This is a genomic window from Micrococcaceae bacterium Sec5.8, assembly GCA_039636775.1.
In the GTDB taxonomy this organism is placed as follows: Bacteria; Actinomycetota; Actinomycetes; order Actinomycetales; family Micrococcaceae; genus Arthrobacter.
In genome coordinates this window covers 1459073-1476228 of sequence record CP143429.1, presented here as the reverse complement: position 1 = coordinate 1476228, position 17156 = coordinate 1459073, and the positions used below count along the sequence as shown (strand labels likewise).

Sequence of the window (17156 nt, the reverse complement as noted above, 5' to 3'; positions counted from 1 at the left end):
GCACTATGGCGAATTCCCCTCATTCCAGCACGTCCGCTCCTTCTGCCGATGAGCCGAAGCGCGGCCTCTTTTCGCGTAAGCCCAAGGCAGCCAAGGTTAAGAAGCCGAGCCGCCTGAAGCAGATCCGCGAGGTCTTCCAGATGACCCGCCAGCATGACCCGATGGTTCCGTGGCTCATGCTGCTGGCTTTCCTCGGCGTCGTGGCTGTCAGCTTCGGCGTCGGATTCCTGCTGGACAACTGGATCACCGGCCTGATCATCGGCATCCCCTTGGGTATCCTGGCGGCCACGTTCATCCTGTCCCGCCGCGCTGAGCGGGCTGCCTTCGCGCGGATCGAAAACCAGCCCGGCGCTTCCGGGGCTGCCCTGGGCACGCTCAAGCGCGGCTGGATCGTGGAAGAGCAGCCTGTCGCGGTGAACCCCCGCACCCAGGACGCCGTTTTCCGCGCCATCGGCCGTCCCGGCGTCGTCCTCGTGAGCGAGGGGCCCAGCAGCCGCGTCAAGCCGCTGCTCGACGCCGAACGCAAGCGCCTGGCCCGGATCCTGCCCAACGTCACCATCCACGTCATTGAAAGCGGACGCGGCGAAGGCCAGGTTCCCATCAGCCAGGTCTCCAAGAAGATGACCAAAATGAAGAACGAACTGACCAAGCTTGAGGTCAGCACGGTATCGAAGCGGATCTCCTCGCTCGGCAGCCGTCTTCCCATCCCCAAGGGCATCGATCCTTACAAGGCCCGTCCGGACCGCAAGGCAGCCCGCGGACGCTAGGCCCCACGCCAGAGCACCAGGGACGCCCCGGTAACCGCCTTCCAGGCCGGCAGCCGGGGCGTTTCTCTTGCCCCCGGCCTCTTTGCGGCAGTCCTTCCCTCTTGTCCCTTCGCCCCGCCTTCGGCCGGGAGAAACCGGAGCAATCATGAAACGTCCCTCAACCCCGGCCCTGATCCGCATCTTCCGGCTCCTGGCCATCGCCGAGGCCTGCAGCTGGGCTGCGCTCCTTGTCGGCATGTTCCTGAAGTGGATCGCCCGGACCACGGAGCTCGGCGTCGAAATCGCCGGACCGATTCACGGCGCATTCTTCATCGGCTACGGCATCGCAGCACTGGGCCTGTGGCATCTGCAGCGTTGGCCGTTCCGGGTGGCCTTGTTCGCCGGACTGTCCGCGGTGGTCCCGTTCGCCACGCTCGGATTCGAGCAGTGGGCCGGCCGCCGCGGTTATCTCACCGCCCGGGGAATGCCGGTGGCATCGACTCAGGCCCGCCAGGGGGCCGGCGTATAGCCTCTCGGTTTGGCCCTGCCGTCCTTCACGGGATGCAACGGGGGCAAAACACCGGCCCGGGCCACTCGGTCTGACACGATCGGCCGCTCCGCCGACCCTGTTAGCGGCCGTTCGTGGCGAACCGGCACTCCGCCGACCCTGTTAGCGGCCGTTCGTGGCGAACCGGCACACCGCCGGCCGCTTAGCGGCCGTTCGTGGCGGGAGGCGTCGGCCCGATGAAGCGGGACTGCGGCAGGCAGCGCGCCCAGCGCCGGGCCGGCCGCGTGTCTGCGACCGGCGCGCGCTACCTTCGGACCAGCAGAGTATTCATCGCCTTGTCATGGAGTCCGCGGTGATCCGGGTCAAAGATGACAGCAGGGATCACCAGGCAGAGCAGCAGGCTGCGGACCAAAGCCGCCAGCGGGCCGGCAGGGCCGCCGCCGGGCCGTACCACGTGGATTCCCAGGATGCGGTGCCCAATGCTGTACCCCAGGGAGCCGACCAGGAGTGCCTGCTCGATAGCGAAAATGGCCAGTGTTGCCCAGGGGTCACCGCCGAAGGCGTAATTACTGATCAGCAAGGCAATGCCCCAGTCGATGCAGATGGCGGCGATGCGCCGTCCGGCGCGGGCTATGGATCCCGGGCCGGACTCAGGCAGGCCTAAACGCTCGCCCGGGTACTTTGAAATGCCGGATGTATCCGGCCCACTGAGCCAGGACCCTATGTCTTTACGATCAACCACCCTCTAAGACTAGCCGTATCGCATCCCGCCGCGCTGTTCATAGTGTGGACAAATGGGGCCCACACTTTGGGCACGGATAGGCCACGTTGTGGACAGCGACTACCGTTTACGTGTCAGGGCATTCTGTAACCTGCCGGAAACAAAGCGGACACGACAGGGAAATCCTGTGTCCTTAGGGTGGTAACAGTTGCTAGCGGCATAGGAGCGGGGCAAACTTTTGCGTCTTCCCCGCTGTCGGATTGCGCTGGACCACTCGGCCTGACGGCCAGATCTTTCACTTGCATAAGGAGCATAGATGTTCAAGACTGCGGACGAAGTCCTCAAGTTCATCAAGGACGAAGACGTAAAATTCGTCGATATTCGCTTCACCGACCTCCCTGGCGTACAGCAGCACTTCAACGTGCCCGCCAAGAGCGTTGACGCGGACTTCTTCGTCAACGGCCAGCTCTTCGATGGCTCTTCGATCCGCGGTTTCCAGGGCATCGCCGAGTCGGACATGCAGCTGATCCCGGACGTCACGACGGCGTTCCTCGACACCTTCCGCATCGAGAAGACCCTTGCGTTGAACTTCTCGATCGTGAACCCGCGCACCGGCGATCCGTACCACCGTGATCCCCGCGGCGTAGCCGAAAAAGCCGAGGCCTATCTGGCCTCCACCGGCATCGCCGACACCGCGTTCTTCGCCCCTGAGGCCGAGTTCTTCGTTTTCGATAACGTCCAGTACCAGTCCTCCCCGCAGGGCAGCTTCTATAAGATCGATTCCGAGGAAGCACACTGGAACACCGGCCGCGAAGAAGAGGGCGGAAACCTCGGCTACAAGACTCCGGTCAAGGGCGGCTACTTCCCGGTCGCACCCACCGACAAGCAGGTCGACCTCCGTGACGCCATGTGCATCGCTTTGGACGAAGCCGGCCTGGAGGTCGAGCGCAGCCACCACGAGGTTGGTTCCGCCGGCCAGGCTGAGATCAACTACAAGTTCACCACGCTGACGCACGCCGCTGATGACCTGCAGAAGTTCAAGTACGTCATCAAGAACACCGCCGATGCCTGGGGCAAGTCCGTCACGTTCATGCCGAAGCCCGTCTTCGGCGACAACGGCTCGGGCATGCACTGCCACCAGTCGCTGTGGAACGGTGGAGATCCGCTGTTCTATGACGAAAAGGGCTACGCCGGCCTGTCCGACATGGCCCGCTGGTACATCGGCGGCCTGTTGAAGCACTCCTCGGCCGTGCTTGCCTTCACCAACCCGACCGTGAACTCCTACCGCCGCCTGGTCAAGGGCTTCGAAGCTCCGGTCAACATGGTTTACTCGCAGGGCAACCGCTCTGCCGGTATCCGGATCCCGATCACAGGCTCCAACCCGAAGGCCAAGCGCATCGAGTTCCGCGCGCCGGACCCGTCCTCCAACCCGTACCTGGCCTTCGCTGCCCAGCTGATGGCCGGCATTGACGGTATCCGCAACCGCATCGAACCGCCGGCTCCGATCGACAAGGACCTCTACGAGCTGCCCGCCGAGGAAGCCAAGGACATTCCCAAGGCTCCCGGCACCCTCGAAGAGGCCCTCGACGCCCTGGCCGAGGACAACGAGTTCCTTCAGGCCGGCGGGGTCTTCACCCAGGACCTGATCGACACCTGGATCGAGTACAAGTACGAGAACGAGATCCGTCCGCTCTCGCTGCGCCCGAACCCGTACGAGTTCGAGCTCTACTACGGCGTCTAGGCTGTAGCGGCTCTCCGCCGCAGGATTGCTCGACGGCGGCCCCCACCTCTTGGTGGGGGCCTCCGGTCTTTAACCCAGCGACTGTCGGGCTGCCGCCACTTTCCGCGCATCAGCGCTTCCCGTACTTCCGGTGAACAGCCTGCTTGCTCACGCCAAGACAGATGGCGATGGCCTCCCATGACAGACCCGCCTGGCGTGCCCGCAGCACCGCCTCCGTCTCTGCGCGGGCCACCTCCTTGCGCAGCCCGGCCACCGCGTACAGCGCCTCCGCAGGTCCTTTACCGTCCATCGAGCCAATAAGTGTTTTCATCCCGACCTCCCATCGTCAACTTTAGTTGACGATGGGAGGACCGTCAGTAATAGTTGACAGGCTCGGGTGATGTCCTGCCGGTCCGTTTTCGCCCGTCGAGGTGGCCGTCCGGGTCAACTGCTTAACGGCCCGCGCCAAACCCCCGGTAGAACGTCCGTTGCGGGCCGGCGTCGCCACCCAGATACCGGCCGCGGTCCTCAAACCCTGCCTTGCGGTAGGCCGCCTGGGCAGCAGGGTTCTCTTCGTTGACAGAGAGCACGACGCCGGTCTGCCCGCCGCCCATGGCCGCCGTCAGTTTCGCGGCCGCGAGGGCACCGGCCAGCGCTGCCTGGGTGCCAAGTCCCCGGCCCTGTGACCTGCGGTCGATCAGGAAACCGCGCAGCAACCATGCCGAGTCGTCGTCGGCCCAGCCGGCCAGGCTCGCGGCACCGGTCTGCAGGGTCAGGACACCGACGGCGGATCCGTTGGTGTCGATGGCAAAGGGGTGCCGGGAGTCTTCTTCCAGCCCCGTCAGAACCATCCGCAGCGGGTCGCCGACGAACCGCCGCTGGTCCTTGATGAGTTCGAGCCCGGCGATTTCGCCCAGCTTAATAGCGCGGGCGTCCTCGTCGAGGTCTTTCAGCGGCAGCAGCCACACATGTTCACGCATGACAAAAGCCTACCCACCCGGGCGGCCCCAGGACCCCCGGCCAAAGAGCTCAGGTCAGAGCGCCGCCTCCTTGGGCGGCCCGGCCGGATCCATCCAGAAGACCTCCCACAGGTGGCCGTCGGGGTCCTGAAAGCTGTGGGTGTACATGAAGCCGAAGTCCTGCGCTTCCTGGGACGGCGACCCGCCGGCAGTCAGCGCCGTCCGGATGAGCTCGTCGACGGCCTCGCGGCTGTCCAGGGAGAAGGACATGATGACCTCGGCAGCCCCGGAGGCATCCGCCACAGTCTTCGACGTGAAGGTCTTGAAGTACGCCTCGACCAGCAGCATCACGTACGCCCCGTCGTTGACGATCATGCAGGTGGCATTCTCATCGGTGAAGTCGGGATTGAACGAGAAACCCAATGCGGTGAAAAACTGCACTGTCGTGTCGAGGTCCCGGACCGGAAGGTTGACAAAAAGTTCTCTGGCCATGCGGACAAAGTAGCACCGCTCCGCCGGAGTGTCAGCCCCCGGCGGAGCGCGGGTGACACTACAGCACTTTGGAGAGGAAGTCCCGGGTCCGCTGCTGCTGCGGATTGCCGAACAGCTCCTCCGGAGCGCCCTGCTCGCAGATGACCCCGTCTGCCATGAACAGCACCCGGTCGGCCACTTCGCGGGCGAAGCCCATTTCATGGGTAACCAGTACCATCGTCATGCCCTCGCCGGCGAGATCCTTGATCACCTGCAGCACTTCGCCCACCATTTCCGGGTCCAGCGCAGAGGTGGCCTCATCAAAGAGCATGATGTCCGGGTTCATCGCCAGTGCCCGGGCGATCGCGACGCGCTGCTTCTGGCCGCCGGAGAGGGACGCGGGGCGGGCGTCGGCCTTCTCCGCGAGCCCGACGCGGTCCAGCAGCTTGAGGGCGCTGGCCTTCGCTTCGTCCTTACCCAGCTTCTTCGACTCAACCGGCGCCAGCATGATGTTCTCGAGCACAGACATGTGCGGGAACAGGTTGAAGTGCTGGAAGACCATGCCGATGTGCCGGCGGACCTCATTGATGTCGACCTTGGGGTCGGTGACGTCGAAGCCGTCCACGGTGACGTGGCCGGCGGTGATGTCATCGAGCTTGTTCAGGCAGCGCAGGAACGTGGACTTTCCGGACCCCGAGGGTCCGATCACACAAACCACCTCACCCTCGGCCACCTCGGCGTTGATGCCCTTGAGAACTTCATTGGAGCCAAAGGACTTCTTCAGCTCCCGGACGGAGATTTTGCTGGGTGCAGTGACTGCCGTGGTCATTTGTTGAACCTCTTATCCGCAACGTTTGCCAGCTTGGTCAGGAGCATGATCACCACAAAGTACAGGACTGCGACGATCAGCAGGGTTTCGGTGATCCGGAAGTTGCCGGCGTAGATTTGCTGGCCCTGGTAGAGCAGTTCGGCGAAGCCGATGGCGAGCAGCAGCGAGCTGTCTTTAAGCATGATGATCAGCTGGTTGATCAGGGAGGGGGTCATGATCTTGAAAGCTTGCGGGACCACGACTTTTTGCATGGACTTGGCGTAGCCCAGGCCGAGGCTGCGGCTGGCTTCGAGCTGTCCCGGGTCCACGGACTGGATTGAGCCCCGGACGATTTCGGTGATGTAGGCGCCGGCGTTGAGGCTGAGCGTCAGCACTCCGGCCACCCAGATGTCGATCGGCTGGCCGGTCAGCTGCGGGATGCCGAAGTAGAAGAAGAAGGCCCAGACCAGCAGCGGCGTGCCGCGGAAGATGCTGACGAAGGTGGTGGCGATGCCACGCAGCACAACGCTGGTGGATATCTTCAGGAAGCCCATGAACAGGCCGATCAGCATGGCCAGAACGAAGGAGATCGCAGTGACCAGGACGGTGTTGCCGAGGCCCTTCATCAAGGCCGGGAAGCTGCCGGTCAGCAGGTCCCAGAAGCTGGACTGGGCCGCCTGCCCGGGGTCCTTGAGGTACTTGTCCAGAATCGTCTGGTACGTCCCGCTGGCCTTCAGCTCGGCCAGTCCGGTGTTGAACGCCTGCAGCAGTTCCGGATTCCGGCCCTTGTTGACGGCGAATCCGTACGAGCCGCCCTTTTCCTTTTCGGAGACGGCTTTGAGGCCGTTGTTCTGGCTGATCCCGTAGGCCAGGACCGGGTAGTCGTCAAAGACGGCGACGGCGTTCCCGGACTTCACGAGCTCGTACATGGTGGCGGACTGGTCCAGGGACTTGACCGTGAAGCCGTACGTGCCGGCGATCGATTTAGCGAATGTTTCGCCCTCGCTGCCGGTCTTGGCGGTGACGGTCTTTCCCTGGAGGTCCGCATAGCCTTTGATGTCCGTGTTGGACTTGGCGACGGCCATCTGGACGCCCGACTCAAAGTAGGGTTCCGAGAAGTCATAGATCTGCTTGCGGGGCTCGGTGATGGACATGCCCGCGATGACGCCGTCCACCTGGTTGGAGGACAGCGCCTGCAGGGCCGCGTTGAAGCCCAGCGACTTGATCTCAACGGCGAAGCCCTGGCCCTTCGCGATCTCCCGGATGATGTCCATGTCGATGCCGGTCAGTTCACCGCCCGCGTCACGGAACTCGAAGGGAGCGAACGTGGTGTCCGTGCCGATGACGAACGTTTTGCCGGAAAGGCTCGACGGCGCGGCCGCCTGGTGCGCTGCACCGGCGGCTGTGGCGGCGGGCGGCTCAGCCGGGGACGCGGCCGCGCCGGCGGCTCCGAAGAGCATTGCGGCTAAAGCCAGCAACGCTCCGACGATTGCGGCTGTCCGCGGCCTGGCGGTCCCGGCCTGCTGGAATCTGGGCAAGATTTACAACCCCTAGTGAAGTGCGGCACCGGTCACAGGACCGGCAAAGTACCCCTAGAGGCTACCCGCATTTGCCAGCGCCCTTTGCCAGCGCCCTCCGCCGGCGGGCTCCCGGCAGTCCCGCCGGGAGCCGCACCGCGGCGCCGCGTGGCCGGCTACTGGCCATAAAAAACACGTTCGAAAACGCCCCGCGCCCGGCGGCTGAGCCGGAGGTAGTCCTCTTCCAGCGCGGCGGCGTTGCCGTGTCCGTAGCCGCACCAGCGGGCCACCGCCTCGAGGTCCCGGCGGGAGGACGCCAGCACGTCCGACGCCCGTCCGGTCCAGATCACGTTGGCCGAGCGGATCCGGCTCGCCAGGCGCCAGGCCCGGAGGAGGATGACCACGTCCCCCGCTTCCAGGAGCCCGGCGCCGGCCGCTGCCTCCAGCGCGTCGACCGTGGACGTGGTCCGCAGCCCGGGATGCTCTCCGGCGTGCTGCAGCTGCAGCAGCTGGGTCAGCCATTCGACGTCGCTAAGGCCGCCGCGGCCCAGCTTCAGGTGCCGGGCGGGGTCAGCTCCGCGGGGCAACCGTTCGGCTTCCACCCGTGCCTTCACGCGCCGGACCTCGCGAACGTCCTGCTCGGCGAGGGATTCGGGGTAGCGGATGGGATCAATCAGCGCCACGAAGTCAGCGGCCAGTTCGTCATCACCCGCCATCGGGCGAGCCCGCAGCAGCGCCTGGGCTTCCCAGACCAGCGACCACCGCCGGTAGTACTCCGCATAGGATTCCAGTGACCGCACCATCGGCCCGCTCTTACCCTCGGGGCGAAGGTCGGCGTCGACCAGCAGGACGCGTTCGGCGAGGATGGCAGGCTTGAGCGGCTGGGTCAGCAGGTTCGAGAGCCGTCCCACAATCTGCAGCGCCTGCTGCTGGGCCTCATCATCCGGGATCCCCGGCAGCCCGCGGTGCACGTACATGACGTCCGCGTCCGAGCCGTAGCCAATCTCCCGGCCGCCCTGCCGTCCCATCGCGACCACCAGCACGTGCGTCTTGAGTGGCTCCCCTGCCGCCACGACGGTTTCCGCGACGCGCAGCGCGCCCAGGACCGCCGCCCGGTCCGTGTCTGCCAGCGCTGCGCCCACCTGGTCCTGGTCCAGCAGCCCTGCACTGTCCGCGATCGCGATCCGCAGGATTTCGCGCCGGCGGATCAGCCGGATCAGGCGCATGGCGCTTTCCGGATCCGCGTGCCGGGACATTTTGGCGGCAATCTCAAGCCACTGCGCCTCGAACGTCACCGGCACGAGTTCTTTATCCGAGCCGAGCCAGGCCACGGATTCGGGCGAAACCTCCAGGAGGTCCGCGATCAACCGGGAATTGGACAGCACGTGGCAGAGCCGCTCGGCGGCCGCCGTCGAATCCCGGAGCATGCCGAGGTACCAGTGGGTGGTGCCGAGAGCTTCACTGACCCGGCGGAAGGCCAGCAGGCCGGCGTCGGGGTCCACACCCTCCGCGAGCCATCCGAGCAGAACCGGCAGAAGCTGGCGCTGAAGGGCGGCGCGCCGGCTGACCCCGCCGGTCAGCGCTTCGATGTGCCGCATGGCACCTGCCGGGTCGAGGTAACCGAGGGCGGCGAGGCGCCCCTGCGCGGCTTCCGGACTGAGCCGGGCTTCCTCGCTGCTGAGTGCCGCCGCCGTGTTCAGCAGCGGCCGGTAAAAGATGCGTTCGTGCAGCTCCCGGACCGAGCGCTTGGTTTTCCGCCAGGCCCCCATGAGGGCATCGGGTTTGGGCCGTTCACTGGAGAAGGGCCCCAGCGCGGCTTTGGCGAGGGCCCGCAGCGCGGCTTCATTAACTGGCATGAGGTGGGTGCGGCGCAGCTGGAACAGCTGGATCCGGTGTTCGAGCAGCCGGAGGTAGCGGTAGTCGCGGTCGAATTCGGCGGCGTCCGAACGGCCGATGTACCCGCCGGCGGACAGGGCGGCGATCGCGGAGGTGGTGTCCCGGCACCGCAGGGACTCGTCGGCTTTGCCGTGGACCAGCTGCAGCAGCTGGACGGTGAACTCGACGTCGCGCAGGCCTCCCCGCCCGAGTTTGATTTGGCGCTGCTCCTCCTCGGCGGGGATGTGCTCGGTGACGCGGCGGCGCATGGAGCGGACGGATTCAACGAATCCCTCCCGGCCGGCCGAAGACCAGATCAGCGGCGCGAGGGCGGACTCGTAGCGGGCGCCGAGCACGGTGTCCCCGGCGATGGTCCGGGCCTTGAGCAGCGCCTGGAACTCCCAGCTCTCAGCCCACCGGGCGTAGTAGCTCTCATGCGAGGCCAGAGTTCTGACCAGCGGGCCGGACTTGCCTTCCGGGCGCAGGTTCGCGTCGACCTCCCACAGCCCTGGTTCCCGCCCGGTGGACATGATGGCCCGGGAAATGCCGGAGGCCAGGGCCGTGCCGATGGTGCTGGCGCGCGAATCGTCGAGTTCCCCGGGGTCGATCACGTAGATGACGTCGACGTCGGAAATGTAGTTCAGTTCCCGGGCTCCGCACTTGCCCATGCCGATGACGGCAAGTCCGACGTCGGCCACCTCAGCGGCGCTGAACTGCTGTGCCGCCTCGGCGCGGGAAACGGCCAGGGCAGCCTCGATGGCGGCACCGGCAAGGTCCGCGAGCTCGGCCCCGGCAGCGGGCAGGAAGTCCAGCGGGTCGGCCGCGCAGAGGTCCTTGACGGCCAGTTCCACAAGGCCGCGGCGGTACTCGGTGCGGAGCGCCTCATACCCTTCCTGCCCGGTGAGCGCAGCCACCGGCCGGGCGGATTTCGGGTCGGCGCGCACCGACTGCAAGAGCCGCCCGCGCAGCTCGGCGGTGTCCGCGGCACGTGGTTCGGGGCTGGCGGTCACCTCGAAGGCGTCCAGGTGCTCGGGGTGCCGGATCAGGAACTCGCCGAGCGCCTCGGAGGCGCCCAGCACCCGGTACATGGGCTCGCTGCGGTCCAAGTCCGCAACCGCCAGGGTCCGCAGGTCGTGGTGCTTTTCGATCAGCCGCACGAGGGACTGCAGCGCCGTGTCGGGGTTGGCGGCAAGCTGCAGTCCTGCGAACAAAACGTCCTGGTCCAGGCCGTCCAGTTCCGGGGCGGCGAGGAACCGTTCCCCCTTGTCCAGATCGCTGAAACCAGCCGCAATGAGGCGTCGTGCCAGACTCACCCGGACCGCCTAAAGGATGCCGAGGTTGCGCTGCAGCTCGTAGGGCGTGACCTGGAGACGGTAGTCCTGCCACTCGGCCCGCTTGTTGCGCAGGAAGTGCTCGAAGACCTGCTCACCAAGGATCTGGGGCATAAGCTCGGACTCCTCCATCGAACGGATGGCATCGTGCAGGCTGGCCGGAAGCGGGTCATGGCCCATCGCCCGGCGCTCGGCGGAACTGAGCGACCAGATGTCGTCCTCGGCCGCGGCGGGAAGCTGGTAGCCCTCCTCGATGCCCTTGAGCCCGGCCCCGAGCAGCACAGCGTACGCGAGGTAGGGGTTGGCCGCAGAATCGATGCCACGGTACTCGATCCGTGCGGACTGGCCCTTGCCCGGCTTGTACAGCGGCACCCGGACCAGCGCCGAACGGTTGTTGTGGCCCCAGCTGAGGTAACTCGGGGCCTCCCCCCCGCCCCAGAGGCGCTTGTAGGAGTTCACAAACTGGTTGGTGACAGCGGTGAACTCGGGAGCGTGCTTGAGGATGCCGGCAATAAACTGCCGCGCGGTTTCGGAGAGCTGGAATTCCGCGCCGGCCTCGTAAAAGGCATTTGTATCACCCTCGAAGAGCGAGAAGTGCGTGTGCATGCCGGAACCCGGGTGGGCCGTGAACGGTTTGGGCATGAAGGTGGCGTAGGTTCCCTGCTGCAGCGCCACCTCTTTAATCACAGTGCGGAAGGTCATGATGTTGTCAGCGGTCTGCAGGGCGTCAGCGTAGCGCAGGTCGATCTCGTTCTGGCCGGGGCCGGCCTCGTGGTGGCTGAACTCAACCGAAATGCCCACCGACTCCAGCATGGTGACGGCCGTGCGGCGGAAGTCCTGCGCCACGCCGCCGGGCACGTGGTCGAAGTAGCCGCCTTCGTCCACCGGGACGGGGGACCCGTCCGGACCGGGCTGCTGGGACTTCAGCAGGTAAAACTCAATTTCGGGATGCGTGTAGCAGGTGAAGCCCATGTCCGCGGCCTTGGCCAGGTTGCGTTTGAGCACGTTGCGGGGATCGGCGGCGGAGGGTTCGCCGTCGGGCGTGAGGATGTCGCAGAACATCCGCGACGTCGCTTCCGTCTCGCCGCGCCAGGGCAGGATCTGGAAGGTGGCGGGGTCCGGCTGCGCCAGCATGTCGGATTCGAACACCCGGGCCAAGCCCTCAATGGAGGAACCGTCAAAGCCCAGCCCCTCCTCGAACGCGCCCTCCACTTCGGCCGGGGCCAGCGCCACGGACTTCAGCGAGCCAACGACGTCGGTGAACCACAACCGCACGAACCGCACGTCGCGCTCTTCGATCGTCCGAAGGACAAACTCTTGCTGGCGATCCATACCGGCCTCTTTCCAATTCTTTCGTCCGTGCCCCGGGACCATCACGCCGAGGTCCACAGCTGCTCACGGTTCACTTTACTGATCATTGCCGCCGATTGCTGTCGCGGCCGCGGCGCGTAACACAGCGTTAACACCGGGGGCCTGAAATTCCCGGCAGCCCGGAATCCGTTCCTGCCGGGCCGGCGGGATGTGATGTGATTCACCCGACCACGGGCCGGCGCCCGGTAGCTAGGACCCGCGGTATCGCACTACGCTCGTGCCATGGCCACACGTAGCAACTCTGACTCCAGCATGCCCGCAGAAGTTCCTGCCCCCTACGGCACCGGCCCGGCGGCTGCCCCCGCAGCCCAGCTGTCCCCCAGCGCAGGCCGGGAACCCGGCACCCGGAAGCCGGTGGCCAGGATCCGCACGCACCACCTGCGCCAGGCCAAGCTCAACGGCGAGCGCTTTGCCATGCTGACCGCCTACGACCAGTACACGGCGGAGATTTTCGACCAGGCGGGAATCGAGGTCCTCCTGGTGGGCGACTCGGCCTCCAACAACGTCTTCGGCAACGAGACCAGCCTGCCTGTCACCGTGGACGAACTCCTCCCGCTGTGCCGCGCCGTCGCCCGCTCAGCCAAGCGCGCGCTGGTGGTGGCGGACCTGCCCTTTGGCAGCTACGAAGTCTCCGCCCAGCAGGCCGTTGCCACCGGTGTCCGGTTCCTGAAGGAAGGACTCGCCCACGCCGTCAAGATCGAGGGCGGCAAGTTCTACGCCGAGACCGTCCGGGCCATGGTCCAGGCCGGGATTCCGGTGATGGCACATATTGGCTTCACTCCGCAAAGTGAGCACGCTCTCGGCGGATACCGGGTCCAGGGCCGCGGGGACGACGCCCGGCGTTTGATCGAGGACGCCGTCGCCCTCGCTGATGCCGGTGCGTTCTGCGTCCTGATGGAAATGGTGCCGGCGGAGACGGCGGCGGCCGTGAACGCCGCCGTCGACGTCCCCACAGTGGGCATCGGTGCTGGCAACGCCACCACAGGCCAGGTGCTCGTGTGGCAGGACATGGCGGGTCTGCGCGGCGGAAAGATGGCCAAGTTCGTGAAGCAGTACGCGGACCTGCGCACCGCCCTCAGCGACGCGGCAAAGGCCTACGCCGAGGAGGTGCGGTCCGGCCAGTTCCCCGGACCGGAGCACTCGTTCTAAGCGGATTCTCCCGGGGCGGATTCTTCCGGGCGGGCAGCCGGCCGCAAGGTCCGCGTCGCCACCTCATCCTTTGCGGGCGATGTGCCCTGGCGCCTGCACGGGCAGGCTGGCCACTACAGGCCTGCATCGGCCTCAGCAGAGCTGTCTCCGGTCCTGACCTTCCCTTAGTGCTTGAAGAGTCGGCCAGGCCCGGACGCAGACTAGTGGAGGAGTATCGATGGACTCGATTACGACGGACTTTGGAAGCGTCCTGCTGTGGAGCTTCTGGTTCTTTATCTGGATCTCGGCGCTGATGGTGTGGTTCCGTTGCCTGTTCGACATGTTCAGCGACAGCACACTGAGCGGCTGGGGTAAGGCGGGCTGGGCGATCTTGCTGGTCTTCCTGCCGTGGCTCGGCGCCATCATCTACCTGATCGCCCGGGGTCGCAGCATGGCCGAGCGGCAACTGTCCGCGGTGACCGAACAACAGGCCGCCCAGCAGGAGTACATCCAACGTGTCGCCGGGAAGACGTCCGGCCCGGCCGGTCAGATCGCCGAGGCCAAGGCCCTGCTCGACTCCGGAGCCATCAACCAGACCGAATTTGAGTCCCTCAAAGCGAAGGCCATGGCCTGAACTTCACGGCCGGCTCCCCCGGCGGACACCGTCGCCGGCCGGTGACAGCTGGTGACAGTTGGCATCGGCCCACCGGCTGTCACCGGCCGGTGACAGCCGGTGGGCCGGACGTAAACTGTTCCAGCGCCCGGCACAGCCGGAAGACGTCAACCTTTTCTTCCGTGTCCACGTCCAGTACCGGCGCCAGGCCGAGCGGCGCTGCCTGCCGTGCCCACTCAGCCCAGACCACGCCGTCGTTCTCCGCCGCGTGGTGCACTCGGTGCCGTTCCCGGGTCCGGCAGCGCTGCCTCGCGGTGGCCGGAGCCAGCGAACACCACACTTCCACGTCGACGCTCTTGCCGGAGCTCCGGAGGTCCGCACGCAGCAGGTGAAGATCACGCGGCGCGTACCAGAAAGACTCAACCACGGCCGGGCCCGGAGTGGCGGCGATGGCGGCCCACATGAGTGCCACGGCGCGCCGCCCAAGGGCGCTGGACTCGGCGGGGTCCGGTGCACGGGAGCCAGTCCACAGGCTTTCCTTGCAGGCGTCCTTGGAAAAGAGCGGCAGGTCCAGCGTGGCCGCGAGCTCCCGCGCCAACGTCGACTTTCCGGAACCGGGCAGCCCGTTGATCAGGATCACCCCGGTCATTGGGGCCCTACTAGTCCTCCTCGTCGCCTTTGTCCCAGGATTCGTTGCGGGCCTTGACCTTCTCGAGGGCGTGTTCGGCTTCCTCCCGCGTCTTGTACGGGCCGATCAGCTGGCTCCAATCGGACATGGCGTCCTCTTCGACCTCGTGAGTATTGACGTTGTACCAGTACTCCGGCATCCCTGCTCCTTAGCTCTTCTTCTGGCGGCCACCCGCTATTTGACGCCGGTTAAGTGGCGGTTGTTTCTGTGCCTCCGGCCGGGTCCTTATATGATCAATGTATGCCTTCTCTCGCCTCGACTGCACCCACCGGCACCCTGGTCCCGGGAGCTGTCAGTCCGCAACTGCCCGTCCCGGCGTCGATCCCGCGCCCCGAATATGTGGGGAAGCCCGCGCCGGCCAAATTTACCGGCTCCGAGGTCAAATCACCGGAGACCATCGAGAAGATCCGTGTCGCCTCGCGGATTGCCGCCCAGGCGATTGTGGAGGTGGGCAAGCACATCCAGCCCGGCGTCACCACGGACCAACTGGACCGGGTGGGGCACGAATTCCTGCTCGACCACGACGCCTATCCCTCCACCCTGGGCTACCGCGGCTTCCCCAAGTCCTTGTGCTCGTCGCTGAACGAGGTCATCTGCCACGGCATCCCGGACAGCACTGTTGTTCAGGACGGGGATATCCTCAACATTGACATCACGGCCTTCATCGGGGGCGTCCACGGCGACACCAACCACACCTTCCTTGCCGGCAGCGTGGACGAGGAATCCCGGCTCCTCGTCCAGCGCACGCAGGAATCCCTGAACCGCGCCATCCGCGCCGTGGCTCCCGGGCGGGAAATCAACGTCATCGGGCGCACCATCGAGTCCTATGCAAAGCGCTTCGGCTACGGCGTCGTCCGTGATTTTACCGGCCATGGCGTGGGAGAGGCCTTCCACACCGGCCTGATCATCCCGCACTATGACGCCGCCCCGGCTTACAACACAGTCATGGAAACGGGGATGGTTTTCACCATTGAACCCATGCTGACGCTGGGGACCGTGGACTGGGACATGTGGGCCGATGACTGGACAGTCGTCACCCGGGACCGTAAGCGCACGGCACAGTTCGAACACACCCTGCTGGTCACGGAGTCCGGTGCCGAGGTGCTGACGCTCCCCTGATTCCTGCTTCACCTGAAGATCCCGGTCTTCGCCCGCCGGCCCTGGCCCGCACCCTCCTAGCTCCGCCCCTGCCACGAACGGAACCACATTGGCCAAGAAGGACGAGAAGTCGAAGAAGAACGCCCCGCTGATCGGCATCGATATTGGTGGCACCGGCATCAAGGGCGGGATCGTCGACCTAAAGAAGGGCAAGCTGGTCGGTGACCGCCTGCGCATCCCCACCCCGCAGCCGTCGACGCCGGAATCCGTCGCCGAGGTCGTGGCGCAGGTTGTGGCCGAACTTTCCGCCCGGCCCGATGCCCCGGCCCCCGATTCGCCCGTTGGAGTCACCTTCCCCGGCATCATCCAGCACGGCGTGGTTCACTCCGCTGCCAATGTGGACAAGTCGTGGCTGGAAATGGACATCGATGCCATGCTGACGGCCCGCCTGGGCCGGCCCGTGGAGGTCATCAACGACGCCGATGCCGCGGGTCTCGCCGAGGCACGCTTCGGCGCCGGAGCGTCCGTGGCCGGGACGGTGCTGGTTATCACGCTGGGCACCGGGATCGGCTCCGCCTTCATCTTCGATGGCAAGCTTGTGCCCAACGCCGAACTCGGACACCTGGAAATTGACGGGTTCGATGCCGAGAGCAAGGCCTCCGCCGTAGCCCGCGAGAGGGACGGGCTGAGCTGGGAGCAGTACAGCGTGCTGCTGCAGCGCTACTTCTCCCACGTGGAATTCCTTTTCTCCCCCGAGCTGTTCATCGTCGGGGGCGGCATCTCCAAGCGGGCCGACGAGTACCTGCCGCGGCTGCAGCTGCGCACGCCGATTGTTCCGGCCGAACTGAAGAACGACGCCGGAATCGTGGGAGCTGCCCTGGAGATCGCGCTGAAACACAGGCTGGCCAAGTAACGAAAAATGCGCCATCACGAAAGGTCGTTCGAACGCTGGGAACGACCCTCAGTGATGGCGCATGTTCCTGGTGCCGGTGGTGGCCGCGGCTTCCCCTCCGCTGCCACCACCGGAGTCTGTACGCCGGCGCTCCTGAACCGCTGCTAGAGCGGGCTTTTCTGCTGGCTCTGGCCCTCGCGGCCCTTCGTCTCGGCCTCGTGGCGGAGCAGCGAGATGGCGGCTTCGAAGTCCTCGAGGGAGTCGAAAGCCTGGTAGACGCTGGCGAATCGCAGGTACGCGACCTGATCGAGGCGCTGCAGCGGGCTGAGGATTGCCAGACCGACTTCGTGCGCCTCGATCTCTGCGGCGCCCGCGGCCCGGATGGCCTCTTCCACTTCCTGGGCGAGCATGGCCAGATCGTCTTCGGTCACGGGACGGCCCTGGCAGGCCTTGCGGACACCGTTGATAACCTTGCTGCGGCTGAAGGGCTCGCCGACTCCGGACCTCTTGATAACGGTGAGGCTGGTGGTCTCAACGGTGGTGAAGCGTCGGCCGCATTCCGGGCACTGGCGGCGGCGGCGGATGGCCGAGCCGTCGTCTGCGATCCGGCTGTCCACTACGCGCGAGTCAGGGTTTCGGCAAAACGGACAATACATGACGCCTCCTCCCCTGTTGCGAACCAATGAGACCAGCCAGACCCCGGCATCGGG

At 65.8% G+C, this 17156-nt stretch carries 18 protein-coding genes; 7 read left to right on the top strand and 11 right to left on the bottom strand.

All coding sequences use genetic code 11. The features are described from left to right. Window positions 1-5 precede the first annotated feature (5 nt). Entirely contained in the window at window positions 6-767 is a 762-nt protein-coding gene (locus VUN84_06760; protein XAS65347.1) for a DUF4191 domain-containing protein, read from the top strand. A 145-nt stretch (window positions 768-912) separates the two neighbouring features. Next, complete coding sequence (locus VUN84_06755) at window positions 913-1275, top strand: DUF3817 domain-containing protein (protein XAS65346.1); 363 nt, start codon at window positions 913-915, stop codon at window positions 1273-1275. Between the two features lie 283 nt (window positions 1276-1558). On the opposite strand, the gene VUN84_06750 is transcribed toward VUN84_06755, so the two are convergent. Next, window positions 1559-1996 carry an RDD family protein gene (locus tag VUN84_06750; protein XAS65345.1) on the bottom strand — a complete coding sequence of 146 codons (438 nt, stop codon included), beginning with the start codon at window positions 1994-1996 and terminating at the stop codon, window positions 1559-1561. Window positions 1997-2291: 295 nt separating this feature from the next. Here VUN84_06750 and glnA (VUN84_06745) point away from each other — a divergent pair, with 295 nt between their 5' ends. Then, window positions 2292-3716, top strand: a complete 1425-nt coding sequence (glnA, locus tag VUN84_06745) for a type I glutamate--ammonia ligase (protein ID XAS65344.1) — start codon at window positions 2292-2294, stop codon at window positions 3714-3716. Window positions 3717-3825: 109 nt separating this feature from the next. Here the strand turns inward: glnA (VUN84_06745) and VUN84_06740 are convergent, their stop codons facing one another. The 7 genes from VUN84_06740 to glnA (VUN84_06710) all read right to left on the bottom strand — a co-directional run bounded on the left by VUN84_06740 (window position 3826) and on the right by glnA (VUN84_06710) (window position 11988). Next, the gene (locus VUN84_06740) at window positions 3826-4026 is read right to left on the bottom strand and encodes an AsnC family protein (GenBank protein XAS65343.1); all 201 of its coding nucleotides are present in this window, start codon (window positions 4024-4026) and stop codon (window positions 3826-3828) included. A gap of 121 nt (window positions 4027-4147) precedes the next feature. Beyond that, window positions 4148-4675: a GNAT family N-acetyltransferase gene (locus tag VUN84_06735; GenBank protein XAS65342.1), complete on the bottom strand. Its 528-nt coding sequence runs from the start codon at window positions 4673-4675 to the stop codon at window positions 4148-4150. Between the two features lie 54 nt (window positions 4676-4729). Further along, window positions 4730-5146 (bottom strand): VOC family protein, encoded by a 417-nt coding sequence (locus tag VUN84_06730; GenBank protein XAS65341.1) that lies wholly within the window; start codon window positions 5144-5146, stop codon window positions 4730-4732. 58 nt (window positions 5147-5204) lie between these two features. Next, window positions 5205-5954 carry an amino acid ABC transporter ATP-binding protein gene (locus tag VUN84_06725; protein ID XAS65340.1) on the bottom strand — a complete coding sequence of 250 codons (750 nt, stop codon included), beginning with the start codon at window positions 5952-5954 and terminating at the stop codon, window positions 5205-5207. After that, window positions 5951-7393 (bottom strand): amino acid ABC transporter substrate-binding protein/permease, encoded by a 1443-nt coding sequence (locus tag VUN84_06720; GenBank protein ID XAS65785.1) that lies wholly within the window; start codon window positions 7391-7393, stop codon window positions 5951-5953. The genes VUN84_06725 and VUN84_06720 overlap by 4 nt, the downstream gene beginning before the upstream one ends. Window positions 7394-7626: 233 nt before the next feature. Next, the gene (locus VUN84_06715) at window positions 7627-10638 is read right to left on the bottom strand and encodes a bifunctional [glutamine synthetase] adenylyltransferase/[glutamine synthetase]-adenylyl-L-tyrosine phosphorylase (GenBank protein ID XAS65339.1); all 3012 of its coding nucleotides are present in this window, start codon (window positions 10636-10638) and stop codon (window positions 7627-7629) included. Between the two features lie 9 nt (window positions 10639-10647). Further along, complete coding sequence (glnA, locus tag VUN84_06710) at window positions 10648-11988, bottom strand: type I glutamate--ammonia ligase (protein ID XAS65338.1); 1341 nt, start codon at window positions 11986-11988, stop codon at window positions 10648-10650. A gap of 261 nt (window positions 11989-12249) precedes the next feature. On the opposite strand from glnA (VUN84_06710), the gene panB reads away from it, so the two are divergent. Next, window positions 12250-13176 (top strand): 3-methyl-2-oxobutanoate hydroxymethyltransferase, encoded by a 927-nt coding sequence (gene panB, locus VUN84_06705; protein XAS65337.1) that lies wholly within the window; start codon window positions 12250-12252, stop codon window positions 13174-13176. A gap of 217 nt (window positions 13177-13393) precedes the next feature. After that, window positions 13394-13789 (top strand): SHOCT domain-containing protein, encoded by a 396-nt coding sequence (locus VUN84_06700; protein XAS65336.1) that lies wholly within the window; start codon window positions 13394-13396, stop codon window positions 13787-13789. Window positions 13790-13868: 79 nt separating this feature from the next. Here the strand turns inward: VUN84_06700 and VUN84_06695 are convergent, their stop codons facing one another. Together VUN84_06695 and VUN84_06690 are read right to left on the bottom strand one after the other, a co-directional pair. Beyond that, window positions 13869-14417 (bottom strand): AAA family ATPase, encoded by a 549-nt coding sequence (locus VUN84_06695; GenBank protein ID XAS65335.1) that lies wholly within the window; start codon window positions 14415-14417, stop codon window positions 13869-13871. A gap of 10 nt (window positions 14418-14427) precedes the next feature. Then, window positions 14428-14595 (bottom strand): SPOR domain-containing protein, encoded by a 168-nt coding sequence (locus tag VUN84_06690; GenBank protein ID XAS65334.1) that lies wholly within the window; start codon window positions 14593-14595, stop codon window positions 14428-14430. A gap of 101 nt (window positions 14596-14696) precedes the next feature. Between VUN84_06690 and map the strand changes: the two genes are divergently transcribed. Together map and VUN84_06680 are read left to right on the top strand one after the other, a co-directional pair. Then, window positions 14697-15575, top strand: coding sequence for a type I methionyl aminopeptidase (map, locus tag VUN84_06685; protein ID XAS65333.1), 879 nt, complete (start codon window positions 14697-14699; stop codon window positions 15573-15575). A gap of 88 nt (window positions 15576-15663) precedes the next feature. Beyond that, window positions 15664-16467 (top strand): ROK family protein, encoded by an 804-nt coding sequence (locus tag VUN84_06680; protein ID XAS65332.1) that lies wholly within the window; start codon window positions 15664-15666, stop codon window positions 16465-16467. Window positions 16468-16610: 143 nt separating this feature from the next. On the opposite strand, the gene nrdR is transcribed toward VUN84_06680, so the two are convergent. Further along, complete coding sequence (gene nrdR, locus VUN84_06675; GenBank protein XAS65331.1) at window positions 16611-17102, bottom strand: transcriptional regulator NrdR; 492 nt, start codon at window positions 17100-17102, stop codon at window positions 16611-16613. Window positions 17103-17156 lie beyond the last annotated feature (54 nt).